The 23032-nt window shown below is 72.8% G+C and carries 24 protein-coding genes; 6 read left to right on the forward strand and 18 right to left on the reverse strand.

The annotated features are described in order from the left end of the window. Positions 1–4: 4 nt before the first annotated feature. The 7 genes from ACF07V_RS07420 to hsaA (ACF07V_RS07450) form a co-directional block, all read right to left on the reverse strand. Entirely contained in the window at positions 5–1684 is a 1680-nt protein-coding gene (locus tag ACF07V_RS07420; RefSeq protein ID WP_392152013.1) for an FAD-dependent oxidoreductase, read from the reverse strand. A gap of 90 nt (positions 1685–1774) precedes the next feature. Beyond that, entirely contained in the window at positions 1775–2644 is an 870-nt protein-coding gene (locus ACF07V_RS07425; RefSeq protein ID WP_392152014.1) for a MaoC/PaaZ C-terminal domain-containing protein, read from the reverse strand. Continuing rightward, positions 2644–3132 (reverse strand): flavin reductase family protein, encoded by a 489-nt coding sequence (locus ACF07V_RS07430; protein WP_392152015.1) that lies wholly within the window; start codon positions 3130–3132, stop codon positions 2644–2646. Before ACF07V_RS07430 ends, ACF07V_RS07425 begins: the two co-directional genes overlap by 1 nt. Continuing rightward, positions 3120–4013 (reverse strand): VOC family protein, encoded by an 894-nt coding sequence (locus ACF07V_RS07435; protein WP_392152017.1) that lies wholly within the window; start codon positions 4011–4013, stop codon positions 3120–3122. Before ACF07V_RS07435 ends, ACF07V_RS07430 begins: the two co-directional genes overlap by 13 nt. 52 nt (positions 4014–4065) lie before the next feature. Beyond that, positions 4066–4962, reverse strand: coding sequence for a 4,5:9,10-diseco-3-hydroxy-5,9,17-trioxoandrosta-1(10),2-diene-4-oate hydrolase (hsaD, locus tag ACF07V_RS07440; protein WP_392152018.1), 897 nt, complete (start codon positions 4960–4962; stop codon positions 4066–4068). Positions 4963–4974: 12 nt separating this feature from the next. Further along, entirely contained in the window at positions 4975–6141 is a 1167-nt protein-coding gene (gene hsaA, locus ACF07V_RS07445; protein ID WP_392152020.1) for a 3-hydroxy-9,10-secoandrosta-1,3,5(10)-triene-9,17-dione monooxygenase oxygenase subunit, read from the reverse strand. A gap of 117 nt (positions 6142–6258) precedes the next feature. Beyond that, positions 6259–7428, reverse strand: coding sequence for a 3-hydroxy-9,10-secoandrosta-1,3,5(10)-triene-9,17-dione monooxygenase oxygenase subunit (hsaA, locus tag ACF07V_RS07450; protein WP_392152021.1), 1170 nt, complete (start codon positions 7426–7428; stop codon positions 6259–6261). A 181-nt stretch (positions 7429–7609) separates the two neighbouring features. Between hsaA (ACF07V_RS07450) and ACF07V_RS07455 the strand changes: the two genes are divergently transcribed. Beyond that, complete coding sequence (locus ACF07V_RS07455) at positions 7610–8491, forward strand: IclR family transcriptional regulator (protein ID WP_392152023.1); 882 nt, start codon at positions 7610–7612, stop codon at positions 8489–8491. On the opposite strand, the gene ACF07V_RS07460 is transcribed toward ACF07V_RS07455, so the two are convergent. The 10 genes from ACF07V_RS07460 to ACF07V_RS07505 all read right to left on the reverse strand — a co-directional run bounded on the left by ACF07V_RS07460 (position 8475) and on the right by ACF07V_RS07505 (position 17623). Beyond that, a complete protein-coding gene (locus ACF07V_RS07460; RefSeq protein WP_392152025.1) occupies positions 8475–8921 on the reverse strand; it encodes an SRPBCC family protein in 447 nt (148 codons plus the stop codon). The two genes, ACF07V_RS07455 and ACF07V_RS07460, sit on opposite strands and share 17 nt — an antisense overlap. Positions 8922–9132: 211 nt before the next feature. Continuing rightward, complete coding sequence (locus tag ACF07V_RS07465; RefSeq protein WP_392152027.1) at positions 9133–9909, reverse strand: SDR family oxidoreductase; 777 nt, start codon at positions 9907–9909, stop codon at positions 9133–9135. Positions 9910–9922: 13 nt separating this feature from the next. After that, positions 9923–10969 (reverse strand): 2Fe-2S iron-sulfur cluster-binding protein, encoded by a 1047-nt coding sequence (locus ACF07V_RS07470; protein ID WP_392152029.1) that lies wholly within the window; start codon positions 10967–10969, stop codon positions 9923–9925. Continuing rightward, a complete protein-coding gene (locus ACF07V_RS07475) occupies positions 10962–11213 on the reverse strand; it encodes a hypothetical protein (protein WP_392152031.1) in 252 nt (83 codons plus the stop codon). The genes ACF07V_RS07470 and ACF07V_RS07475 overlap by 8 nt, the downstream gene beginning before the upstream one ends. Position 11214: 1 nt before the next feature. Beyond that, entirely contained in the window at positions 11215–12369 is a 1155-nt protein-coding gene (locus ACF07V_RS07480; protein WP_392152032.1) for a Rieske 2Fe-2S domain-containing protein, read from the reverse strand. Between the two features lie 24 nt (positions 12370–12393). Then, positions 12394–13416 carry a 4-hydroxy-2-oxovalerate aldolase gene (dmpG, locus tag ACF07V_RS07485; protein ID WP_392152034.1) on the reverse strand — a complete coding sequence of 341 codons (1023 nt, stop codon included), beginning with the start codon at positions 13414–13416 and terminating at the stop codon, positions 12394–12396. An 11-nt stretch (positions 13417–13427) separates the two neighbouring features. Beyond that, on the reverse strand, positions 13428–14339 hold the full coding sequence (locus tag ACF07V_RS07490) for an acetaldehyde dehydrogenase (acetylating) (RefSeq protein WP_392152035.1): 912 nt from the start codon (positions 14337–14339) through the stop codon (positions 13428–13430). A 7-nt stretch (positions 14340–14346) separates the two neighbouring features. Then, on the reverse strand, positions 14347–15129 hold the full coding sequence (locus tag ACF07V_RS07495; protein ID WP_392152037.1) for a 2-keto-4-pentenoate hydratase: 783 nt from the start codon (positions 15127–15129) through the stop codon (positions 14347–14349). A 762-nt stretch (positions 15130–15891) separates the two neighbouring features. Next, on the reverse strand, positions 15892–16803 hold the full coding sequence (locus ACF07V_RS07500; RefSeq protein WP_392152039.1) for an SDR family oxidoreductase: 912 nt from the start codon (positions 16801–16803) through the stop codon (positions 15892–15894). A 43-nt stretch (positions 16804–16846) separates the two neighbouring features. Then, positions 16847–17623 (reverse strand): SDR family oxidoreductase, encoded by a 777-nt coding sequence (locus ACF07V_RS07505; RefSeq protein WP_392152041.1) that lies wholly within the window; start codon positions 17621–17623, stop codon positions 16847–16849. 78 nt (positions 17624–17701) lie between these two features. Between ACF07V_RS07505 and ACF07V_RS07510 the strand changes: the two genes are divergently transcribed. From ACF07V_RS07510 to ACF07V_RS07530, 5 genes are all read left to right on the forward strand, one after another. Continuing rightward, a complete protein-coding gene (locus ACF07V_RS07510) occupies positions 17702–18475 on the forward strand; it encodes an enoyl-CoA hydratase family protein (protein WP_392152043.1) in 774 nt (257 codons plus the stop codon). 14 nt (positions 18476–18489) lie between these two features. Beyond that, positions 18490–19338, forward strand: a complete 849-nt coding sequence (locus ACF07V_RS07515) for a CoA transferase subunit A (RefSeq protein WP_392152383.1) — start codon at positions 18490–18492, stop codon at positions 19336–19338. After that, entirely contained in the window at positions 19335–20108 is a 774-nt protein-coding gene (locus tag ACF07V_RS07520) for a CoA-transferase subunit beta (RefSeq protein ID WP_392152044.1), read from the forward strand. The genes ACF07V_RS07515 and ACF07V_RS07520 overlap by 4 nt, the downstream gene beginning before the upstream one ends. A gap of 11 nt (positions 20109–20119) precedes the next feature. Further along, positions 20120–21169, forward strand: coding sequence for an NAD(P)H-dependent flavin oxidoreductase (locus ACF07V_RS07525; protein ID WP_392152385.1), 1050 nt, complete (start codon positions 20120–20122; stop codon positions 21167–21169). 98 nt (positions 21170–21267) lie between these two features. Continuing rightward, the gene (locus ACF07V_RS07530; RefSeq protein ID WP_392152046.1) at positions 21268–21813 is read left to right on the forward strand and encodes a VOC family protein; all 546 of its coding nucleotides are present in this window, start codon (positions 21268–21270) and stop codon (positions 21811–21813) included. Positions 21814–21843: 30 nt separating this feature from the next. On the opposite strand, the gene ACF07V_RS07535 is transcribed toward ACF07V_RS07530, so the two are convergent. Continuing rightward, positions 21844–23001, reverse strand: a complete 1158-nt coding sequence (locus ACF07V_RS07535) for an acetyl-CoA C-acetyltransferase (RefSeq protein WP_392152047.1) — start codon at positions 22999–23001, stop codon at positions 21844–21846. Positions 23002–23032 lie beyond the last annotated feature (31 nt).

A 23032-nucleotide genomic window follows, 5' to 3' on the forward strand; every position in this document is an offset into this window, starting at 1 on the left:
GGGTTCACCGCTCCCCGGCGGAGCGCGTACGGGCGATGTGGTCGACGGCGAGCCAGCTGAAGGTCATGGCGGGGCCGATGGTCGCGCCGGGGCCGGGGTAGGTCTCCCCCATGACGGCGGACGAGACGTTGCCGGAGGCGTACAGGCCGTCGATGGCGCCGCCGTCCTCGCGCAGCACGCGGGCCGTCGCGTCGGTGACCAGGCCGCCCTTCGTGCCGATGTCGCCCGGGTGGACGGGGATCGCGTAGTACGGGCCCTTGTCCAGCGGTGCCAGGTTGGGATTGGTCAGCGTCGGGTCGCCGTAGTAGCGGTCGTACACGCTCTCGCCCCGGTGGAAGTCCTCGTCACGGCCGACGCGGGCGAAGCCGTTGAAGCGGTCCAGGGTGCCGCGCAGCCGCTCCGGGGCGACCTCGATGCGGGCGGCCAGCTCCTCGACGGTCGCCGCCTTCTTCACGAAGCCGCTCTCCAGCCACGGCTTGGGGAACGCCTGGCCCGGGAAGAGGCCCATGAAGATGTAGCGGGCCTTGGCGGTGGCGTCGAGGATCAGCCAGGACGGCACCGTGCTCGCCCCGGGCTTGTCGTTCGCGTACATGGCGTCGACGAACTCGTGGTACGGGGCTGCTTCGTTGGCGTAGCGCCGGCCCGCCTGGTCGACGATCACCATGCCGGGGATGCCGCGGTCGGCGACGAGGAAGAACGGCTTCCCCTCGGGCGGCACGACCGAGGGAGCACCCCAGACCCGGTCCATCAGATCGGTCGCGGCGCCGAGGGCCACGGCCGGCTCCAGGGCGTCGCCGGTCTGCCCCTCGGCCGCCGAGCTCCACGCGGTGGAGGTGGGCGCCGGCAGGTGCTTCTCGCGGAGCCGCTGGTCGTGGGAGAAGCCTCCGCAGGCGAGCACGACGCCGCCGCTCGCCCGGACGGTGAGCTCCCGGCCGTCCCGGGTGATCCGGACGCCGGTGACCCGGCCGTCCTCCTCGACGAGGCCGGTCAGCGGGGCGGAGAGCCACAGGTCGGCGCCGAGGGCGTCGAGGGAGTGCCGCATGCGGGCGATCAGCGCCTCGCCGAGCGAGAGCAGCTCCTGGCCGGAGAGCCGGGCCCTGACCGCCTGGGCACCGACCTTGACGGCGGTGCGGCGGCCGGCCCAGGTGCGTCCCACCATGTTCAGCTGCCGGAAGTCCTTGGAGGTGATGGTGAGGCCGTACGTGGGGAGCCCGGCGCGGCGCATGGTGTCGCGCTGCTCGGGGCAAAGCTTCTTGAAGTCGAAGACTTGCGGTTCGATCGAACGGCCCTGCGGGTAGCCGCCGAGCCGCTCGGGGTAGTAGTCGGAGTAGCCGGGGGTGTAGACGAACCTCACGTCGGTGCGGTCGTGGAACTCCCTCACCATGCGCGGTCCGTGGGTGACGTAGGCGTCCTTGCGCTCGGCGGTGACCCGGTCGCCGACCGTGGCGTCCAGATAGGCGCGGGCCTTCTCGGGGGTGTCGCCGAGCCCGGCGGCGTCCAGGTGGAAGTTGTCCGGGACCCAGATCGCGCCGCCGGACAGGGCGGTCGAGCCGCCGTAGACGTCGGTCTTCTCCACCACCAGGGCGGTCAGACCGCGCAGCCGGGCGGTGATGGCCGCGGCCATGCCGGCGGCGCCGGAGCCGACGACCACCACGTCGTACGTGTGGTCCCACTGGTCGTTCATGCGGTTCTCCCAGGTCGTGACAGGGCCTGTCCGGCAGGCCCTGGGTGGGTCGGCGGCCGGGGCGGGCCGTCCTCCGCCCCGGCCGCCGGGTCAGCGCGCGGTGATCCGCGCGTCGGTGAGGACCGGCGCGTCGGCGCGGTCCGCGGCCGTGGCCGTCAGGCGGTAGCCGTCGGGGGTGTCCCAGACGCGCAGCCGCAGGGTCTCGCCGGGGAAGAAGACCCCGGCGAAGCGGGTGCGGCAGGCGGCGACCGCGCCGGCGTCCCCGCCGAGCAGCCGGTCGGTGACCGCCTTGACCGCGATCCCGAAGGAGCAGAGCCCGTGCAGGACGGGGCGGTCGTGGCCCGCGCGCCGGGCGGTGGCGGGGTCGGCGTGCAGCGGGTTCCAGTCCCCGGTGAGCCGGTAGAGCAGGGCCTGCTGACGGAGCGTCGGGATCTCGGCCACCAGATCGGGTGCGCGGTCGGGCGCGGGGAGGCGCTCGGAGGGTCCTCGGTCGCCGCCGAAGCCGCCCTCCCCGTGGACGAAGATCTGGTTGCGCTGGGTGATCAGCGGCTCGCCGTCCTCGCCGAGGAGGGTGGACTCCTGGACGATGACGGCGGCCCTGCCCTTGTCGTGCACGGCCGCGGCCCGGGTGACGGCGGTCGCCCGGGCGGCGACGGGCAGCGGGCGGTGCACGGTGATCTCCTGGCCGCCGTGCAGCACCTTCGCCAGGTCGATGTCGACGCCCGGCAGGTCGAAGACCTGGAAGCCGACACCACCGGTGCCGCCCGCGACGACTCCGAAGGTGGGCAGGACCTGGAGGCCCCGCTCGTGTCCTTCGTACACGTAACGCAGTTCGCGCGGGTCGGTCTCGGGAACTCCGGCGCCGAGGGCGAGATGGTAGAGCCGTACGTCGCGCTCGTCCCAGCCGACCTCGGTGCGCACCGGCGGCGCGGAGAGCGCCTTCTCGACGTCGAGGGGCATCAGAACGCGCCCACGGCGTAGCGGCTGCGGAAGAAGAGCAGCGGCCGGCCGTCCTCGCCGGCGTCGAGCGCCACCACCTGCGCGGTGACGAGGTGGTGGTCCCCCGCCTCGTACACGGCGTCGAGTTCGCACTCCACGTGGGCGAGGGCTCCCTCGATGCGTACGGTGCCGTGCTCGCCGGTGCTCCAGGGCACCCCGGCGAACTTGTCGGGGCCGCTGCGGCCGAGGGCGGCGCAGGTGGTCTGCTGGTCCTCGGCGAGGATGTTGACGCAGAAGCGGCCCGACCGCTCGATCCTCGGCCAGCTGGTGGAGTTCTTGCCGACGGCCAGCATGACCAGCGGAGGGTCGAGCGACAGCGAGGCGAAGGACTGGCAGGCGAATCCGACCGGTTCCGCGGTGTCGGCGTCGAGGGTCGCCACGACCGTGATGCCGCTGGCGAAGCGGCCGAGGACGTCCCGGAACTCGGAGGGCGGGATCAGCCGTTCCACTGGTGGCCCCAGAAGCTGTCGGCGGTGATCTCCTTCGCGACCCAGGTGGCGGGGTCGACGACGAGGCCGTCCCAGCCGTACTCGACCTGGAAGCCGCCGGGGGCCTGGGCGTAGAAGGACACCATGCGGTCGTTGGTGTGGCGGCCGAGGCTGGACGCGATGGGGATGCCGGCGGCGTGCATGCGGTCGAGGCCCCGGCCCACGTCGTCGAGGGTCTCCAGCTCCACCATGAAGTGCACGATGCCGGGGGGCAGGGCGCCGGGGTAGAGGCCGAGGCTGTGGTGGCGGCGGTTGGGGCTGAGGAAGTGCATCCAGTGGAAGTCCCGCTGCTCGGTGGCGGTCGGGACGGCCTGCGGGGGCAGCTTCATCGAGTCGCGCAGCTGGAAGCCGAGCAGGTTCTCGTAGAAGTCGAGCGCGGCCTCGATGTCCGGCACCGGGAGGACGACGTGGCCGAGGCCCAGGTCTCCGGTGACGAAGCGGTTGCCGTACGGGGTGCCGAGGGCGCTGTGGTCCTGGGCCTGGCCCCAGTAGATCTCCAGCGGGTTGCCGCCGGGGTCCGTGACGTGGATCAGGCCCTGGACGCGGCGCTCGGCGAGTACGGCGGGGTCGGCGGCCTTGACGGCGACGCCGGCCTCCTCCAGTTCCTCGGCGACGCGGGCGAGGGCGGCGGCGTTCGCCACCTCCCAGCCGGCCGCGAGGAGCCGGTCGCTCTCGCCGGCCTGGACGACGATGCGGTAGGCGCGGTCGTCCAGGCGGAGGCAGAGGGTGTCCTCGGTGGTGCCGGATGCCTCCACCATGCCGAGGACGTCGAGCGCGTAGCGGCGCCACTCGTCCAGGGTGGTGGTCTCCAGGCGGAGGTAGCCGAGAGCACGGATGTCCATGGTGTGCACCTCTTCGGTGGAAGGTTCGGAAGGTCCAGAAGGTTCAGAAGGTTCAGTGGGAGAAGAAGTCGACGGCGAGGCGGTTGAACTCGTCGGCCCGCTCGGTCTGCGCCCAGTGGCCGCAGTGCGGGAAGACGTGCAGGCGGGCGTCGGGGATGGTCTTGAGGGCGACGAGGGCGCCGTCGAGGGGGTTGACGCGGTCCTCGCGGCCCCAGGTGAGCAGCACCGGCTGGGTGATCCGGTGGGCCTCGCGCCAGAGCATGGTGTCCTCGGCCCAGGCGGGGTTGGCGAAGGAGGCGCCCATCCGGGCGCTGCCGAGCCGGGTGTCGGGGTCGGTGGCCGAGGCCCAGCGTTCCTCGACGAGCTCGTCGGTGACGATCGACTGGTCGTACGCCATGACTCCGAGGAAGCCGCGCAGTTGCTCCTTGTTCGGCTCGGGCGCGGTGTTGAACTCGAAGAGCCGCTTGATGCCCTCGGTCGGGTCGGGGGCGAAGAGGTTGACGGAGACGCCTCCGGGGCCCATCAGGAGGAGCTTGCCGACCTTGTCCGGGTGGTTGAGGGCCATCCGGACGGCGGTGCCGCCGCCGAGGGAGTTGCCGATGAAGTGCGCCTGCCTGATGCCCAGTTCGTCCATGAGGGCGGCGACGGCGTCCGCGCTGTAGCTGAAGTAGTCCTTGTCGAGCTCCGGCTTGTCCGAGCGGCCGAAGCAGGGCTGGTCGACGAGGAGGGTGCGGAAGTGCTCGGCGAACACGGGGAGGTTGCGGCCGAAGTTGCTCCAGGCGGAGGCGCCGGGGCCGCCGCCGTGGAGCATGATGACGACGGGGCTTGCGGCGCCGGCCGCCGATGTCTCCGTGGACGCCCGGCCGGCGGGCGCGGCCTCGTGGTAGTGGAGGGTGAGGCCGGCCGCCTTGACGGTGCGGGAGGTCGACTCGTAGGTGAGCTCTGCCATCGTCAACGCCTCTCAGGCCATGGTGTCTTGGATGTCGATGCCGAGCGCGCTCTGCCCGTACATGACCAGGGCCCGCTCGGGGTCGTTGGCGGCGTGACCGCGGCCGGTGTGGGCGTCGCGCCAGGCGCGCTGGACGAGCCCGGGGCCGGTGCGCATGGCGCTGCCTCCGGAGTTCTCCATCAGCAGGTCGACGGCCGCGACGGAGCGTTCGGTGGCGAGGACCTGGTCGCGGCGGGTGCGGGTGCGCAGCTCCATCGGGATCTCCTCGCCGCGCTCGGCGAGGGCGTACATCGCGCCCATGTTGCGGGTCAGTTGCAGCCAGCTCGCGTCGATGTCGCTGGCGGCGCGGGCGATGCGGACCTGGGCGAAGGGGTCCTCGGCGACCTTCTGCCCGTACGAGACGCGGAACCGCTGCCGGGTGGCCTCGGCGTACGACTCGAAGGCGCCCTCGGCGATGCCCACGATCGGGGTGGAGATGGTGGTGGTGAACACCCCGGCGTACGGCAGCCGGTACAGCGGCTCGGGGTTGACCTCGTGGCCGGGCACGCTCAGGGCGGTGACGGGGCCGAAGCTCAGGGCGCGGTGGTCGGGGACGAAGACGTCCTCGACGACGACGTCGTTGCTGCCGGTGCCGCGCAGTCCGACGGTGTCCCAGACGTCGTCGACGCGGTACTCGGACCGGGGGATCAGGAAGGTCCGCATGTCGACCGGGTTGCCCTCGCCGTCCGTGACGAGGCAGCCGAGGAGCGCCCAGCGGGCGTGGTCGCAGCCGGAGGAGAAGTGCCACCGGCCGGAGAGCCGGAAGCCGCCGTCGACGGCGGTGGCCTTGCCGGTGGGGGCGTACGAGGAGGCGATCCGGGTCTTGGGGTCCTGGCCCCACACCTCCTGCTGGGCGCGGGGGTCGAACAGGGCGACGTGCCAGGGGTGGACGCCGACCACGGAGGCGACCCAGCCGGTCGAGCCGCACGCTTTGGCGATCTCCTTGACCGCCGAGTAGAAGACCACCGGGTCGGCCGCGCGGCCGCCGAAGGCCTTGGGCTGGAGGAGCTGGAAGAAGCCGGTGTCCTCCAGTTCCTTGACGGAGGTGTCGGGCACGCGGCGCAGCGTCTCGGCCTCGGCCGCGCGGTCGCGCAGGGCGGGGGCGAGGTCACGGATCGCTGCCAGGACGTCATCGGCCATGGGGCATCCCCTTTCGGGTCGTGGTGGGGGAATGCCAGGACCGTACGGCGTGGTGTACGGCAGCGAAATGCGCTGCTCCCACTGAGCGGGAACCCGCCCGGGGCGCGGCCTCTCGGGTCAGAGCATGGGGTCGTGCACGTCCATGCCGAGGGCGTCCTGGGCGTAGAGGACGAGTGCCCGGTCCACGTCGTTGGCGGCCTGGCCACGGCCGGTGTGCAGGTCGCGCCAGGCCCGCTGGAGGACGTCGTCGCCCACGCGCAGCGGGCCGCGGCCGGCGTTCTCCATGAGCAGGTCCACGGCGGTGATGGCGCGTTCGGTGGCGAGCGCCTGGTCGCGGCGGGTGCGGGCGCGCAGTTCCATGGGGATCGGGCTGCCGGCGCGCGCGAGCGCGTACAGCTCGGCCATGTTGCGGTGGAGCTGGAGCCGGGCGGCGTCGATCTCTCCGGCGGCGCGGGCGATGCGGACCTGCGCGAAGGGGTCCTCGGCGGCCCGTCGGCCCTGCGGTGCCTTCAGGCGTTCGCGGGCCGCGGCGACCTGGTCCTCGTGGGCGCCCTCGGCGATGCCGACCATCGCGGTGGAGATGGCGGTGGTGAAGACGGCGGCGTACGGCAGCCGGTAGAGCGGCTCGGCGTGGACCTCCTGTCCGGGGCAGCGCAGCGTCGTCACCGGGCCGTAGCCGAGCGTCCGGTGGGCGGGGACGAAGGCGTCCTCGACGACGATGTCGTTGCTGCCGCTGCCGCGCAGGCCGACGGTGTCCCACACGTCGTCGATGCGGTAGTCGGACCGGTGGACGAGGAAGGTCAGCATGTCGACCGGCCGGCCCTCGTCGTCCTCGACGACGCCGCCGAGGAGTGCCCAGCGGGCGTGGTCGCAGCCGGCGGAGAAGTGCCACCGGCCGGAGAGCTGGAAGCCGCCGTCGACGGGGGTGACCTCCCCGGTGGGGGCGTGGGAGGAGCAGATCCGGGTGGCTCCGTCCGCGCCCCACACCTCCTCCTGGGCCCGTGGGTCGAACTGGGCCACGTACCAGGGGTGGACGCCGAGGACGGCCGCCGCCCAGCCCGTCGAGCCGCACGCCTTGGCGATCTCGTGCACGGCGGCGTAGAAGACGGCCGGGTCGGCGGCGAGTCCGCCGTACGCCCCGGGCAGGAGCAGCCGGAAGAAGCCGGCGGCCTCCAGGGCCTCCACGGAGGCGTCGGGGACCCGACGCAGCTCCTCGGCCCCGGCGGCGCGCTCGCGCAGGGCGGGGGCGAGGGCGCGGACCTCCGCGAGAACGTCCTCGTCGCGCATGGGTGCCCCTCTCGGATTCCGGTCTCGTCCTGCCGTGACGACAGGGAACCTACGCGTTACTGTTCCGAGACGGAACTCCCTCTTCACAGCGCTGTGATCCTCTGGCAATCTCCACGCAATACCGGAGATTACGGACCCAGGCAGGGGCCGATCGGCTGTGCTGTCCGTGTGGGAGGTGCCGATGACGACCAGTGCTGTCGAGGCTGTCGAGGCCGGGATGCCGCCGCTGTCCCTGCTGGAGAAGGCGGCGAAGGTGCTGAGCGCCTTCGAGAGCGCGGGGCCCCGGCTGACCCTCACCGAGGTCGTGCAGCGTTCGGGCATCCGCCGCTCCTCGGCGCACCGCATCCTCGATCAGCTGGTGCAGCTGCGCTGGCTGGAGCGCGAGGGCCGCGACTACCGGCTGGGCATGGGCATGCTGGAGCTCGGCGCGATGGCCTCGCACCACAACCGGCTCCGCCGGGCGGCGCTCCCCCATCTCCACGCGCTGCACGAGTCCACCGGCCATCTGGTGCACCTCACCGTGCTCGACGGCTCCGAGGTGGTCTATCTGGAGCGGATCGGCGGCTCGGACGACTCCGTCGTGCCCTCGCGCATGGGCGGACGGCAGCCGGCGTACTGCACGGCCTCGGGGAAGGCGATCCTGGCCTTCGGCGACAGCGGGCCGGTGGAGCAGGTCATACGGGACGGGCTGCGGCCGCGTACCCCCCGCACGCTCACCCGCCCCGAGTCCTTCCGCCGCGAGCTGGCGATGACGCGGGAACGCGGCGTGGCCTTCGACCACGAGGAGGGGTACCGCGGGGTGTTCTGCGTGGCCGCTCCGCTGCGCGGCGCGGGCCGCGCCATCGCAGCGATCTCGGTGAGCGGCCACGGCGTCCACCGGGAGATGGAACGGCTCTCGCCGGCCGTGCGCGGCTGCGCGCGGTCGGTGTGGCAGTCGATGTTCGGGCCGGGGCGTCAGTCGGAGAAGCGGGACCGGCCGGCCGACGCGGGGTCCGCCGTGGGGCTTCCGCAGCCCTCGATGGACAACATGATGGCCTGGCTGCGCTTCAGCGACTGGATGTGAAGCGCGCCCGCAGGGCGGCGAGCCCCGTGCCGTAGGTGCCGTCCCCGAAGACCGCCTCCACCTGGGCGACGACGTCGTCCGCGCTCCGGTAGGAGGCGGACCACCGGACCTCGGCACCGTCGGGGTGCGGACGCACGGCGAGCGTCGCCACATAGTCCCGGACCGGGAGCATGACGGGTTCGAGAAGGGTGTAGCGGTACGAGCGCGCGGCGGCGTCGCGGTCGAGCAGACGCTCCCGGGCGACGGCCACGCCGTCGACCGCGAAGACCCGGACGGTGCCGGGGGCGGCGGGGTCGCCGTCGGCCTCGAGGGTGGACGGCGGCACGTGGGGGTGCCAGTCGGCGAGGGCGCCGAAGTCTCCGACGACCGCCCACACGGCGTCGGGGGTGGCCGGGAGAACGGCGGAGCGTTCGAGCGTACGGGGATTCACGGGCGTCTCCTCGTGACGAATGAGGGCTACGGATAGGGACGAGAACGGGTCCGGGTACGAGTACGGGTACGGGTACGGGTACGGGTACTGCGACCCGGACCGGTACGGGTACGGGTACGGGTACGGGTACGGGTACGGCTGCGAGTACGGCCAGGCGCGTGCGGCCAGGGGCACCCGTGCGGGTGCCCCTGGCCGTCCGGTTCCGGTGTGCTCACCAGCTGCGGTCACCGCGCAGGACCGCGTCGGCGCCGCCGTCGGCGAAGACCACCTGCCCGGTCACCAGGGCGTTCTCGGGCGAGGCCAGCCACGCGATCAGCGGGGCGATCTGCTCGGGACGGGCGTGGCCGTGCAGCGGCATCGGCACGCTCTTCTCCACGAGCCCCCGCATCTCCGGGTCGTCGAGCAGCGGCCGGGTCAGGGGCGTGACGACCACGCCCGGGGCCACGGCGTTGAGCGGGACGCCCGCGCCGGCCCAGCCCTGGGTGGGGGCGGCGCGGCGGACCCAGCGGGAGATCGCCGCCTTCGACGAGGAGTAGACGAGGTGCCCCTCGCCGCGGTCGACGGCCGCCCGTGCGGCGGCCACCGCCGCCGCTTCGTCGCCGGCGAGCGCGGCGTCCACGATCGCGGGGTCGGTCGGGTGGACGGAGTCGATGGATCCCACGACCACGGCCCGCGGATCGGTGCCGGCCGCGAGCAGCGGACGCAGACCGTCGAGCGTGGCCACGGCGCCGAAGTGGTTGACCCTGATCGTGAGCGGGTCGAAGTGGGCGACGCCCGCGCAGGAGACGACGGCGTCGAGACGGCCGCCGGTCAGCTCGCGGGCCCGGGCGACGAGTTCGGCCCGGCCCTCGGCCGTGGCCAGGTCGGCGCGGATGTCGCCGTCGGTGAGGTCGGCGCCGATGACGGTGTGGCCCCGCTCCCGCAGGAGGGCCGCGGTGGCCTCGCCGATGCCGGAGGCCGCTCCGGTGACCAGACAGGTTCGGGACATGGCGGTCTCCTCCTCAGGAGTAGGTGATCTCGACCCGGTCGGTGAGGGGCAGGGCCTGGCAGGCCAGCACGTACCCCTCGGCGAGGTCCTGGTCGTCCAGGACGTCGTTGCGGAGCATCTTGACCTCGCCCGCCACGACACGGCAGGTGCAGGCGCTGCAGGCGCCCTCCCGGCAGGAGTACGGGGCGTCCACGCCCGCGGCCAGGAGGACGTCGAGCAGGGGTGCCGTCGCCGGCCAGGCGACGGTGTGGATCTCGCCGTCCAGCTCGACCTCGGCCGTGCCGCTCCCCTCGGCCGCGGTGCCGCTCGGCACCGCCGGGGCGTCGAAGACGTCCGCGCCGAGGGAGAAGAAGCGCTCCCGGTGGATGCGGTCGCCGGGCGTGCCGAGCGTGCGCAGGGCCTGCTCGACGGCGTCCATGAGCGGCTGCGGGCCGCAGACGAAGGCCTCGCGGCCGGCGTACGGCGCGAGCGTGGCGGCGAGGCGGTCCACGGAGGGCAGGCCCTGGAGGGACTCCAGCCAGTGGACCACGAGCAGCCGGTGCGGATGGTCCTGGGTCAGTGCGCGCAGTTCGTCGCGGAAGACGACGGAGGACTCGTCGCGGTTGGCGTACAGCAGCACCACCCGGCCCCGGCCCTCGGCCAGGGCCGATTTGGCGATCGACAGGACGGGGGTGATGCCGCTGCCTCCGGCGACGAGCAGGAGGTCCTCGTCGAGGGAGTCCGGGGTGAAGGTGCCGGCCGGGGGCAGCACCTCCAGCTCGTCGCCCGCCGCGAGCCGGTCGCAGACCCAGTTGGAGCCGTACCCGCCCGCGACCCGTTTGACGGTGATCTTCAGGGGCTCGCCGGTGTGGGGCGAGCTGGCGAGGGAGTAGCAGCGGGCGGCCGGCCTCCCGTCCGCGCCGGGCAGTTTCAGGGTGAGGAACTGCCCGGGGCGGTACGTGAAGCGGTCGGCGCTCTCCGGTGGTGCCTGGAGCACCAGGGAGTGCGCGTCGGCCGTCTCGGCGACGACCTCGACGACGCGCAGCCGGTGGGTGCGGGACCCGGTCGTGGGCTCAGACATCGACGGCCTCCGAGGACTCCAGAGTGCTCACCGTCAGGGTTCCGTCCTCGACCGCCCGGTCGATGCTCGCCCGCAGGGCCCGGCAGGTCCGCATCCGGGCGGTGGTCCCGCCGGGGCCGACCCGGTCGCGGAACTCCGCGCAGGCGACGGCCGCGTCGGCCGTCCACTGCACGGAGGTGTGGGCGACGCTGAACTTCTCGCACAGGACCTGGTTGCCGCAGGCCGCGCACTCCACCGCTCGCATGTCAGGCTCCGGTTCCGGTCTCCGCCGCGCGGCGCGCCAGGTTCTCCTCGACCTCGGCGCGCCATGCCGCGTTGGCGCGCTGGGTGTCGATCTCGAACTCGAAGCGGCGGGTCATCTCGTCCTTGACGTCGGCGACGTCCACGTAGAACTGCTCGTACCAGCGCCGCAGCTGGTAGACGGGACCGTCCTCCTCGGTGAGCAGGGGGTTGTCGATCCTGGTCTTGTTCTGCCAGATCTCCACGTCCTGCTCGAAGCCGACGGTGGCTCCCTCGGCGGTGAGCCGCGCGGCCTCGGCGGCCTGCTCGTCGGTCATCCCGGGGAGCCGCTTCACGATCGCCCCGTACTGGAGCAGGAAGCTGTTCGCGTCGATCGGGTAGTGGCAGTTGATCAGGACGATCTCCATCTCCGCGCCGCCGCCGACGTCGCTGTAGAGGTGGTCGATCATGTACGAGGGGCCGAAGTAGGAGGCGTCGGAGCGCAGGCGGCCGGAGCTGAGGGTGCCCAGCTCCATGTCCCCGCGGGGGCTGCTCTCCATGTACTGGGTGGCGACGTGGCCGTCGAAGACGTTCTTGAAGTACTCGGGGAACGCGTAGTGGACGTAGTAGAAGTGCGCCATGTCCACGACGTTGTCGACGATCTCGCGGCAGTTGGCGCCCTCGACCCGGAGGGTCTTCCAGGTCCAGTCGCTCCACTGGTCGGCGTCCGGGCCGTGGATGCCCGCGATCTCGGGAACGGTCACCTCGGGGGGCGGCGGGTTGCCCTCGGGGTCGTTCCAGACGAAGAGCTGCTTGTTGCGCTCCAGGGAGGTCCAGGCGCGGGTCCTGGCGCGCGGCGGGACGCGACGGGCGTACGGGATGCCGGCGCAGCGGCCGTTGCCCGACCAGCGCCAGTCGTGGAAGGGGCAGGCGACGGCGTCGCCCTTGACGGTGCCCTGGGCGAGGTTGCCGCCCATGTGCGGACAGTAGGCGTTGAGGACGTGCAGCTGCCCGTCGTCCTCGCCCCGGAAGACCACCAGCTTGGTGCCGAAGGCCTCGATCTCGTGCGGCTTTCCGTCCTTGAAGGTCTCGGCGAGGCCGAGGCAGTGCCAGCCCCGGGCGAACCGCGCCGGCGGCCTGCCCGTCTCGATGACCCTGACCTCGTCGTTGAGAGCAGTCATCTCTTTCCTCCTGGTTCCGTCGGTTCAGTTCTGTGCGGCGAGTTCCACGGCGATGTCGATGAGCTGGTCCTCCTGGCCGCCGACGAGTCGGCGTTCGCCCGCGCGCAGGAGGATCTCGGCGCCGGAGACGCCGTAGCGCTCGGCCTGCCGGTAGGCGTGCTTGAGGAAGCTGGAGTAGACGCCGGCGTGGCCCATGAGCAGGGCGAGCCGGTCGAGCCTGCACTCGTCGTCCATGACGGGGCGGACCACGTCCTCGGCCGCGTCGATGATCTTCAGTACGTCGATGCCGGTACGGATGCCCATCTTGGCGCAGACGGCGACGAGGGCCTCGACGGCGGTGTTGCCCGCGCCGGCGCCGAGCCGGCGGGTGGAGCCGTCGATCTGGAGGGCTCCGGCCTTGATGGCGGCGATGGAGTTTCCGGTGCCGAGGGCCAGGTTCTCGTGGCCGTGGAAGCCGACCTGGGCGTCGCCGCCGAGCTCGGAGACCAGGGCCTCGACGCGGGCGGTGACGTCGTCCATGACCATGGCGCCGGCGGAGTCGACCACGTACACGCACTGGCAGCCCGCGTCGGCCATGATGCGGCCCTGGCGTGCCAGCTTCTCGGGGGTCGTGGAGTGGGCCATCATCAGGAAGCCGACGGTCTCCAGGCCCCTCTCGCGGGCGAGTCCGAAGTGCTGGTCGGCGATGTCGGCCTCGGTGCAGTGGGTGGCGATGCGGCAGATGCTCGCGCCGTTGCCGTGGGCGGCCCGGATGTCGTCCTTGACGCCGAGTCCGGGGAGCATGAGGAAGGCGATGCGTGCCCGCCGCGCGGTGTCCACCGCGACCTTGATGAGCTCCTGTTCGGGAGTCCTGGAGAAGCCGTAGTTGAAGGACGATCCGCCGAGCCCGTCGCCGTGCGTCACCTCGATGACGGGGACGCCGGCGTCGTCGAGGGCGGCGACGATCGACCGTACGTCCTCGGCGGTGAACTGGTGGCGCTTGGCGTGCGAACCGTCGCGCAGCGAGGAGTCGGTGACGCGGATGTCGAGGGTGTCCGAGTAGGGCATGGGGGTGCTCCTTACGCGCCGGGGGCGAGGATCGCCTTGGCGAACTCCTCGCCGACCTTGGTGGCGGCGGCGGTCATGATGTCGAGGTTTCCGGCGTAGGGCGGCAGGTAGTCGCCGGCGCCCTCCACCTCCAGGAAGATCGCGACGCGGGCCATCCCGCCGTTCTCCGGGCTGGGGTCGTCGAACTGCGGCTCGGCGCGCAGCCGGTAGCCGGGGACGTACGAGGCGACCTGCTCGGCGATCTCCTTGACGGAGAGGGCGATGGCGTCCCGGTCGGCGTCCTCGGGGATGGCGCAGAACACCGTGTCGCGCATGACGACGGGCGGTTCGGCCGGGTTGAGGATGATGATGGCCTTGCCGCGCTCGGCGCCGCCGATGGTCTCGATGCCGCGCGAGGTGGTACGGGTGAACTCGTCGATGTTCGCGCGGGTTCCGGGGCCGGCCGAGACGGAGGCCACCGAGGCGACGATCTCCGCGTACGGGACGGGGACGACGCGGGAGACCGCGTACACCATGGGGATGGTGGCCTGTCCGCCGCAGGTGATCATGTTGACGTTCGTCTTGTCGAGGTGCTCGCGGAGATTGGCGGGCGGCACGACGGCGGGGCCGACGGCGGCCGGTGTCAGGTCGACCGCCTTGATGCCGAGTTCGGCGTAGCGGGGGGCGTTGGCCCGGTGGACGTAGGCGCTGGTCGCCTCGAAGACGATGTCGGGCTTCTCGTCCTGGGCGAGGAGCCAGTCGACGCCTTCGTGGCTGGCCTCCAGGCCGGCCCGGGCGGCACGGGCGAGGCCCTCGCTTTCGGGGTCGACGCCGATCATCCAGCGGGGTTCGACGTACGCGGAGCGCTGGAGCTTGTGGAGCAGGTCGGTGCCGATGTTGCCGGATCCGACGATGGCGGCGGTCGCCTTTGTCTTGATGGTCATGATCACCTCAGATGAACGAGAGGGAGACGGAGCCAAGGCCGCTGAACTCGGCGGTGAAGGTCGCCCCGGCCGTCACGTCGACGGCCCGGGTGCAGGAACCGGGCAGGACCACGTGCCCCTTCTTCAGGGGCACGCCGAAGCGGGCGACGGTCCGGGCGAGCCAGGCGACGGAGAGGGTCGGGTCACCGAGCACGGCGTCGCTGCGGCCCTCGGCGAGAAGCTCGCCACCGCTGGTCAGCCGGGCGTCGATCGCCTTGAGGTCGAGATCGCGGGGGTCGCGGCCCTCGCCGATGACGTATCCGGCGGAGGAGGCGTTGTCCGCGATGGTGTCGGCGATGGTGATCCGCCAGTCGCGGATCCTGCTGTCGATCAGCTCCAGGGCGGGAACGACGCGCTCGGTGGCGGCGAGGACGTCCGCCGGGGTGCAGGTCTCGCCCGGCAGGTCGTCGCCGAGGACGAAGCCGACCTCGACCTCGACGCGCGGCTGACAGTAGCGGGCGGCGCGGACGGCGATGTCGGACCGCAGCTCCATGTCGTGGAGCAGATGCCCGTAGTCCGGTTCGTCGACGCCCATCATCCGCTGCATGACCGGGGAGGACAGGCCGACCTTGTGACCGCGCACCTCCGCTCCGGCCGCGAGGCGGTGGCGGATGTTGACGAGCTGGATCTCGTACGCGTCCTCGGTGCCGATGCCGGGGAAGGCCTCGGTCAGCGGGGCGATCGGCGAGACGTGCTGTTCGGCGGAGCGGAGCAGCTCGGCCGCCTCGTGTCTCTGGCGGTCCGTGAGCATGGCGGGTCCCTCCTCGGGCAGGCCCTACGGGGCGGTTGGGGCTGTCCGGGGAGGCTAGGCCGGGGCGGCGGCCTGCCGGGAGCGCCCGTTCCCGGTGAGCGGGAAAGCCCCGCGGGCCGGCCCGCGACGAGGGTGCTTGCTCCCGGGCCGCCGGGCCCTGCGCCCGTGTGGGCGACGCGGTGCCTCCGGCCGCGCGGCCCGGGCCCACGAGGCCGGTGCCCTCGCCGGCCGCCGTGGGCCCGTGCCCGGCGTGACCGGTGCCCACCACCGCACCACCGTGTGGGCCCGCGCCCACCGCCGTGTGGTCTCGCGCCCCGCGCCCGTGTGGGCCCGCGCCCCACCCGTGTGGGCCCGAGTCCCGCCCGTGTGGGCCCGCGCCCACCGCCGTGTGGGCACGCGCCCCGCCCGTGTGGGCACGCGCCCCGCCCGTGTGGGCCCGCGCCCCGCCCGTGTGGGCAATCGTCCCGCTGGGGCGGGACGGGTGGGCACACGGGACGGCGCCCTTCAGCGGCGCCTCCGCGTTCCGCGCCCTGGCCCGCACCACAAGCGGCGGTGCACAACGTGGTGCGGGTTCAGGCGCGGGAGCCTCTGGCGCCGGCAGGGCGCGGGTCCGTTGTGCCCACCCGTTCCGCCCCTTGCGGAACGCCTGCCCACAACGGGGGCGGCGGGTGGGCACCGCCCCTTGCGGAACGCCTGCCCACAACGGGGTGGGCGGGGGCACCGCCCCGGCGGAACGCGTGGCCACAACGGGGGGGGACGCGGTCAGCGGGTGCCGTATGGCGGGTGGGGGGGTTCCGTGGTGGACAGGAGCTTCAGGGCCGTCTCCCCCGCCTCCGCCGCGCTCCACCGCCCGCCCTTGTCCGCCGTCGGGCCCGGCCGCCACCCCTCCATGACCGTGATCCGGCCCGCCTCGGCCTCGAAGACGCGCCCCGTGACGCCGGCCGAGGCCGCGGAGCCCAGCCAGACCACGAGGGGGGAGACGTTCTCCGGGGCCATCGCGTCGAAGCCGGCCCCGGAAGGCGCGGCCATCGTCTCGGCGAACGTCTGCTCGGTCATCCGGGTCCGGGCCGCGGGCGCGATCGCGTTGACCTGGACCCCGTACCGGCCCATCTCGGCCGCGGCGACGAGCGTGAGGCCGACGATCCCGGCCTTCGCGGCGGAGTAGTTGCCCTGGCCGACGCTGCCGAGCAGCCCCGCGCCGGAGCTGGTGTTGATGACCCGCGCGACGGGCTCGCGCCCCGCCTTGGCCTCCGCCCGCCAGTAGGCGGCGGCGTGCTTGAGCGGCAGGAAGTGGCCCTTGAGGTGGACGCGCATGACGGCGTCCCAGTCGTCCTCGTCGAGGTTGACGAGCATGCGGTCGCGCAGGAAGCCGGCGTTGTTGACGAGGGTGTCGAGGCGGCCGAAGGCGTCCAGGGCGGTGGCGACGAGCGAGGCCGCACCGTCGGAGGTGGCGATGTCGCCGCCGTGGGCGACCGCCTCGCCGCCCGAGGCGACGATCTCGTCGACGACCTGCTGGGCGGGCGCCGCGCCGCCTCCGGTGCCGTCGAGGCCGACGCCGAGGTCGTTGACGACGACCTTGGCGCCCTCGGCGGCGAAGGCGAGCGCGTGCGCGCGGCCGAGTCCGCGCCCGGCGCCGGTGACGATGACGACGCGTCCGTTGCACAGTCCTGTCATGGTGGGTGCCTTTCGAAGAGAATTCGAAGAGAAACGGGTGGGTTCAGTGGTTGACCGTGGCCGCGTCCAGGAAGGCCGGGCGTTCCCCGCCTCCGTGGACGAGCAGGCTGGCGCCGCTGATGTACGCGGCCTGTTCGGAGGCGAGGAAGACACAGGCGTCGCCGATGTCGGAGGGCTCGGCGAGCCGTCCGAGCGGCACGGTGCGGCCGACGGAGGCGATGCCGTCCTCGTCCCCGTAGTGCAGATGGGAGAGTTCGGTGCGGACCATGCCGGGGACGAGCGTGTTGACCCGCACCAGCGGTGCCCATTCGACCGCCATGGAGCGGGCGAGGTTGTCGAGGCCCGCCTTGGCGGCTCCGTACGCGGCGCTGCCCGGTGAGGGGCGGGTGCCGCTGACGCTGCCGATCATGATGACGGATCCGCCGCCGGGCTGACGGCGCATCACCTCGTACGCGGCGAGGGAGGCGGTCAGCGGGGCGACGAGGTTCAGTTCGAGGACGCGGGCCTGTTGCTCGGCGCTGCCCTCGGCGAGCATCCGGAACGGGGTTCCCCCGGCGTTGTTGACCAGGACGTCCAGCCTGCCGTACTCCCCCCGCACCCGGTCGAAGAACTCCGTGACGGCGGCCGGGTCGCGCAGGTCGAGGGGGAGGAAGCGGGCGGTGCGCCCGCCCGCCTCGACGGGCTTCTCGGGGGCCCGTCGCGCGCAGGTCACGACCTCTGCGCCGGCTTCGAGCAGGGCGCCGGCGATCCCGGCGCCGACGCCTCGTGTGCCGCCGGTGACGACGGCGACGGATCCCGTCAGATCGATGGTGACTGGCAAGGGACACCTCCCGCAGCGGGCGAACCGCTGCTATCTTCCACCTAACAAACGTTTGGTGGAAAGGTAGCTGATCTGCTCATGGGTGTCTCCACCTCCGCCCCGGACAAGGGCATCGCCGTCGTCACCGTCGACTTCCCCCCGGTCAACGCCCTCCCCGTACAGGGCTGGTACGACCTCGCCGCCGCGGTACGCGCCGCGGGGGCCGATCCCGAGGTGCGCTGCGTCGTCCTCACCGCGGAGGGCCGCGGCTTCAACGCCGGCGTCGACATCAAGGAGATCCAGCGCACGGCCGGGCACGACGCCCTCCTGGGCGCCAACCGCGGCTGTTACGAGGCCTTCGCCGCCGTCTACGACTGCGAGGTCCCGGTGGTCGCCGCCGTGCACGGCTTCTGCCTCGGCGGCGGCATCGGCCTGGTCGGCAACGCCGACGCGATCGTCGCCTCCGAGGACGCGACCTTCGGCCTGCCCGAGCTGGACCGGGGCGCGCTCGGCGCGGCCACGCACCTGGCCCGGCTCGTCCCGCAGCAGCTGATGCGGGCCCTGTACTACACCTCGCGCACGGTCACCGCCGAGGAGCTGCACCGGCACGGCTCGGTCTGGCGGGTCGTCCCGCGCGAGCGGCTGCACGAGGCGGCGCTCGAACTCGCGCGGGAGATCGCCGCCAAGGACGGACAGCTGATCCGGCTCGCCAAGGCCGCGATCAACGGCATCGACCCGGTGGACGTCCACCGCAGCTACCGCTTCGAGCAGGGCTTCACCTTCGAGGCCAACCTCAGCGGTGTCGCCGACCGGGTCCGCGACACCTTCGGCGGGAACGCCGGAACCGACACGGACAAGGAGCAGCAGTCGTGAGCAGGGACAAGACGATGACCGCCGAGGAGGTCGTGGGCCGGCTCCGCAGCGGGATGACGATCGGCATCGGCGGATGGGGCTCGCGGCGCAAGCCGATGGCGCTGGTGAGGGCGCTGCTGCGGTCGGACCTCACCGATCTGACCGTGGTCTCGTACGGCGGCCCGGACGTCGGGCTGCTGGCCGCGGCCGGGAAGATTCGCAAGCTGGTCGCGGCCTTCGCCACGCTCGACTCCATACCCCTGGAGCCGCATTTCGGCGCGGCCCGGCAGCGCGGTGACTTCGAACTGGTGGAGCTGGACGAGGCGATGGTCATGTGGGGCCTGACCGCCGCCGTGCACCGGCTGCCCTTCATGCCCATCCGAGCCGGGCTCGCCTCGGACGTGATGACCGTCAACCCCTCGCTGCGGACGGTGAGGTCCCCGTACGACGACCGCGAGGAGCTCGTCGCCGTCCCCGCGCTGCACCTGGACGCCGCCCTCGTGCACCTCAACCGTGCCGATGGGCACGGCAACGGCCAGTACCTGGGCCCCGACCCGTACTTCGACGACTTGTTCTGCGAGGCCGCCGACGCCGCGTACGTCTCCTGCGAGCGGATCGTGGAGACCTCGGAGCTGCTCAAGGACGCGGGGCCGCAGTCGCTGCTGCTCAAGCGCGCGTTCGTGGACGGTGTCGTGGAGACCCCGAACGGCGCGCACTTCACCTCCTGCGCCCCCGACTACGACCGGGACGAGGCCTTCCAGCGCGCCTATGTGAAGGCGGCCCGGGACCCGGAGGCCTGGCGGGAGTTCACCGCCCGGTTCCTGTCCGGCGACGAGGACGCCTACCAGGCCGCGGTCGCGGCGTTCCAGAAGGAGGAAGCGTGAGCGGCACCGACAGCACCACCACGGCCACGCGGGCCGAGTACTGCGTCGTCGCCTGCGCCGAGGCCTGGCGGGACGCGGGCGAGGTCCTCGCCAGTCCGATGGGCACGGTCCCGATGATCGGCGCCCGTCTCGCGAAGCTCACGTTCTCCCCCGAGCTGCTGCTGACCGACGGCGAGGCGCTGCTCGTCGCCGACGTCCCGGCGATCGGCGCCGCGCCGCGGGTGGTGGAGGGCTGGCTGCCGTACCGCCAGCACCTGGCCATGGTCGCCACCGGGCGCCGGCACGTGATGATGGGCGCGAGCCAGCTCGACCGGTACGGCAACCAGAACATCAGCTGCATCGGCGACTGGACGCGGCCGAAGCGCCAGCTCCTGGGCGTGCGCGGCGCACCGGTCAACACCCTCAACAACCCGACCAGTTACTGGGTCCCCAAGCACTCGACGCGCGTCTTCGTCGAGCGGGTCGACATGGTCTCCGGCGTCGGCTACGACCGGGCCGCGGCGGCCGGCCCCTCGGCGACCCGCTACCACCGCCTCCCGGACGTCATCAGCGACCTCGGCGTCTTCGACTTCGAGACCCCGGACCGCACCATGCGGCTGCGCTCGCTGCACCCCGGCGTCACGGTCGAGGAGGTCCTCGCGGCGACCGGCTTCGCGCTGACCGTCCCCGACGAGGTGCCGTACACCCGTGAACCCACCGCCGAGGAACTGCGGCTGATCCGCGAGGAGATCGACCCGAAGGGGCTGCGCGACCGGGAGGTCCCCTCGTGAGCGACGTCACGATCGCCACCCGGCTCACCGAACTCGTCGGGGTGCGCCACCCCGTGGTGCAGACCGGCATGGGCTGGGTGGCCGGTCCCCGCCTGGTCTCGGCCACCGCCAACGCCGGGGCGCTCGGCATCCTGGCCTCGGCGACGATGACCGTCGACCAGCTCCGCTCCGCGGTGCGCGAGGTGAAGTCCCGTACGGACGCGCCCTTCGGCGTGAACCTGCGCGCGGACGCCGGGGACGCCGCCGAGCGCGCGCGGATCATCGTCGACGAGGGCGTGAAGGTCGCCTCCTTCGCGCTCGCCCCGTCCCGCGAGCTCATCGCGCGCCTCAAGGACGCGGGGGTCGTCGTGATCCCTTCCATCGGCGCCAGGCGGCATGCCGAGAAGGTCGCGGCCTGGGGTGCCGACGCGGTGATCGTGCAGGGCGGGGAGGGCGGCGGCCACACCGGCAGCGTCGCCACCACCGTGCTGCTCCCGCAGGTCGTGGACGCCGTGGACATCCCGGTCGTCGCGGCCGGCGGCTTCCACGACGGACGCGGCCTGGTCGCGGCGCTCTCCTACGGGGCCGCCGGGATCGCGATGGGCACGCGCTTCCTGCTCACCTCCGACAGCACGGTCCCCGACGCCGTGAAGGCCCGCTACCTCGCCGCCGCCGTCACGGACGTCACCGTCACGACGAAGGTGGACGGGCTGCCGCACCGCATGCTGCGCACGGAGCTGGTCGACGCCCTGGAGCGCTCGGGCCGGGCGGCCTCGCTGCTGCGGGCGGTGCGGCACGCGGCGGCGTTCCGGCGCGAGTCCGGGATGAGCTGGCCGCAGATGGTCCGCGACGGCCTGGCGATGAAGCACGGCAAGGACCTGACGTGGAGCCAGATCCTGCTGGCCGCCAACACCCCGATGCTGCTCAAGGCGTCCATGGTCGAGGGCCGCACCGACCTGGGTGTGATGGCCTCCGGCCAGGTCGCCGGCCTGATCGAGGACCTGCCGTCCTGCGCCGAACTCGTCGACCGTCTGATGGCCGAGGCGCAGGCGGCGCTCCGCGCCCTGCCCGCCGCGGGCTGAACCGTCACGCACACGAACATGTCCGCCGGGGTACCTTCACCCCGGCGGACATGTGTCTCGACCCGAACTCCTCCGCACCTGACCCGAACGGAACCGCCATGCCGATCCAGCGGCTGAACCACGCCGTCCTCTTCGTCTCCGACCTGGAGCGCAGCCTCGCCTTCTACCGCGACGTCCTCGGATTCCGGCCTCTGCCGCAGGCGTTCCCCGGGGCTGCCTTCCTCCAGGCGGCGGGCTCCGCCAACGACCACGACCTCGGTCTGTTCCAGTCCCCCGAGCCGGGCTCCGGGCAGCGCGCCGGGCGGGTCGGCCTGTACCACCTGGCCTGGGAGGTGGACACCCTGGCCGAGCTGCGGCGCATGCGGACCCGGCTGACCGAGGCGGGGGCCCTGAGCGGGGCGAGCAACCACGCCTCGACGAAGGCGCTCTACGCCCGGGACCCGGACGGCATCGAGTTCGAGGTGTGCTGGCTGGTCCCCGACGCGGCCGTCGCCGGGGAGCTCTCGGCGATGACCTCGCCCACCCGCCCGCTGGACATCGAGGCGGAGATCGAGGTGTACGGCGCGGAGACCCCGGGAGGCCCCCGCACCGATCACGCGGTCTGGCAGCAGCTCTTCGGCCCCGGCGTCACAGACGCACGGTGATCGTCCCGTCCGTGGCCGGGGCCTCGCCGGTCAGAGGCGCTCGATGATCGTCACGTTGGCCTGGCCGCCGCCCTCGCACATGGTCTGGAGGCCGTAGCGGCCGCCGGTGCGCTCCAGTTCGTGGAGGAGGGTGGTCATCAGCTTGGTGCCGGTGGCGCCGAGCGGGTGGCCGAGGGCGATGGCCCCGCCGTTGACGTTGACCTTCTCCGGGTCGGCGCCGGTCTCCTTCAGCCAGGCCAGGACGACCGAGGCGAAGGCCTCGTTGATCTCCACCAGGTCGATGTCGTCGAGCGTCATCCCGGCCTTCTTCAGCGCGTACGCCGTCGCCGGGATGGGGGCGGACAGCATGCGGATGGGGTCCTCGCCGCGGACGGACAGGTGGTGGACGCGGGCGCGCGGTGTCAGGCCGTGTTCCCGTACGGCGCGCTCCGAGGCGATCAGCATCGCCGAGGCCCCGTCGGAGACCTGCGAGGAGACCGCGGCGGTCAGGCGGCCGCCCTCGACCAGCGGATTGAGGCCGGCCATCTTCTCCAGGGTGGTGTCGCGGCGCGGGCCCTCGTCGGTGGTGACGTCCCCGTACGGGACGATCTCGCGGTCGAAGCGGCCCTCGTCGATGGCGCGGGCGGCCCGTCGGTGCGAGCGCAGGGCGAACTCCTCCATGTCCCGGCGGGAGATGTCCCACTTGGCGGCGATGAGTTCGGCGCCGTGGAACTGGTTGACGGGCTGGTCGCCGTAGCGGGCGCGCCAGCCCTCGGAGCCGATGTACGGGCCCTCGGTGAGCCCGAGCGGGTCGGCGGCCTGGCGGCTGGCGAAGGCGATGGGGATCATCGACATGTTCTGCACGCCGCCCGCGACCACCAGGTCCTGGGTGCCGGACAGGACGCCCTGCGCGGCGAAGTGCAGGGCCTGCTGGGAGGAGCCGCACTGCCGGTCCACGGTCGTGCCGGGCACCTCCTCGGGCAGTCCGGCGGCCAGCCAGGCGGTACGGGCTATGTCGCCGGCCTGCGGGCCGACGGTGTCCAGGCAGCCGAAGACGACGTCCTCGACGGCGGCCGGGTCGGCGCCCGAGCGCTCCATCAGCGCCTTGAGGACGTGTGCTCCGAGGTCGGCCGGGTGGACGGCGGACAGTCCGCCGTTCCGCCGGCCGACCGGGGTGCGTACCGCTTCGACGATGTAGGCCTCGGCCATGACCGCTCCTTCTTCGATGTCTATTTTGTCA

It is taken from the genome of Streptomyces sp. NPDC015661, from assembly GCF_043077765.1.
Lineage (GTDB): Bacteria > Actinomycetota > Actinomycetes > Streptomycetales > Streptomycetaceae > Streptomyces.

Coding starts and splice junctions, on each gene's coding strand:
- ACF07V_RS07490 (WP_392152035.1), bottom strand. CDS start 14,339: ATGACCATCAAGACAAAGGCGACCGCCGCCATCGTCGGATCCGGCAAC.
- ACF07V_RS07470 (WP_392152029.1), bottom strand. CDS start 10,969: ATGTCTGAGCCCACGACCGGGTCCCGCACCCACCGGCTGCGCGTCGTC.
- hsaA (WP_392152020.1), bottom strand. CDS start 6,141: ATGGCCGATGACGTCCTGGCAGCGATCCGTGACCTCGCCCCCGCCCTG.
- ACF07V_RS07475 (WP_392152031.1), bottom strand. CDS start 11,213: ATGCGAGCGGTGGAGTGCGCGGCCTGCGGCAACCAGGTCCTGTGCGAG.
- ACF07V_RS07455 (WP_392152023.1), top strand. CDS start 7,610: ATGACGACCAGTGCTGTCGAGGCTGTCGAGGCCGGGATGCCGCCGCTG.
- ACF07V_RS07495 (WP_392152037.1), bottom strand. CDS start 15,129: ATGCTCACGGACCGCCAGAGACACGAGGCGGCCGAGCTGCTCCGCTCC.
- dmpG (WP_392152034.1), bottom strand. CDS start 13,416: ATGCCCTACTCGGACACCCTCGACATCCGCGTCACCGACTCCTCGCTG.
- ACF07V_RS07420 (WP_392152013.1), bottom strand. CDS start 1,684: ATGAACGACCAGTGGGACCACACGTACGACGTGGTGGTCGTCGGCTCC.
- ACF07V_RS07535 (WP_392152047.1), bottom strand. CDS start 23,001: ATGGCCGAGGCCTACATCGTCGAAGCGGTACGCACCCCGGTCGGCCGG.
- hsaA (WP_392152021.1), bottom strand. CDS start 7,428: ATGCGCGACGAGGACGTTCTCGCGGAGGTCCGCGCCCTCGCCCCCGCC.
- ACF07V_RS07510 (WP_392152043.1), top strand. CDS start 17,702: ATGGGTGTCTCCACCTCCGCCCCGGACAAGGGCATCGCCGTCGTCACC.
- ACF07V_RS07530 (WP_392152046.1), top strand. CDS start 21,268: ATGCCGATCCAGCGGCTGAACCACGCCGTCCTCTTCGTCTCCGACCTG.
- ACF07V_RS07425 (WP_392152014.1), bottom strand. CDS start 2,644: ATGCCCCTCGACGTCGAGAAGGCGCTCTCCGCGCCGCCGGTGCGCACC.
- ACF07V_RS07515 (WP_392152383.1), top strand. CDS start 18,490: ATGACCGCCGAGGAGGTCGTGGGCCGGCTCCGCAGCGGGATGACGATC.
- hsaD (WP_392152018.1), bottom strand. CDS start 4,962: ATGGCAGAGCTCACCTACGAGTCGACCTCCCGCACCGTCAAGGCGGCC.
- ACF07V_RS07500 (WP_392152039.1), bottom strand. CDS start 16,803: ATGACAGGACTGTGCAACGGACGCGTCGTCATCGTCACCGGCGCCGGG.
- ACF07V_RS07465 (WP_392152027.1), bottom strand. CDS start 9,909: ATGTCCCGAACCTGTCTGGTCACCGGAGCGGCCTCCGGCATCGGCGAG.
- ACF07V_RS07480 (WP_392152032.1), bottom strand. CDS start 12,369: ATGACTGCTCTCAACGACGAGGTCAGGGTCATCGAGACGGGCAGGCCG.
- ACF07V_RS07435 (WP_392152017.1), bottom strand. CDS start 4,013: ATGGACATCCGTGCTCTCGGCTACCTCCGCCTGGAGACCACCACCCTG.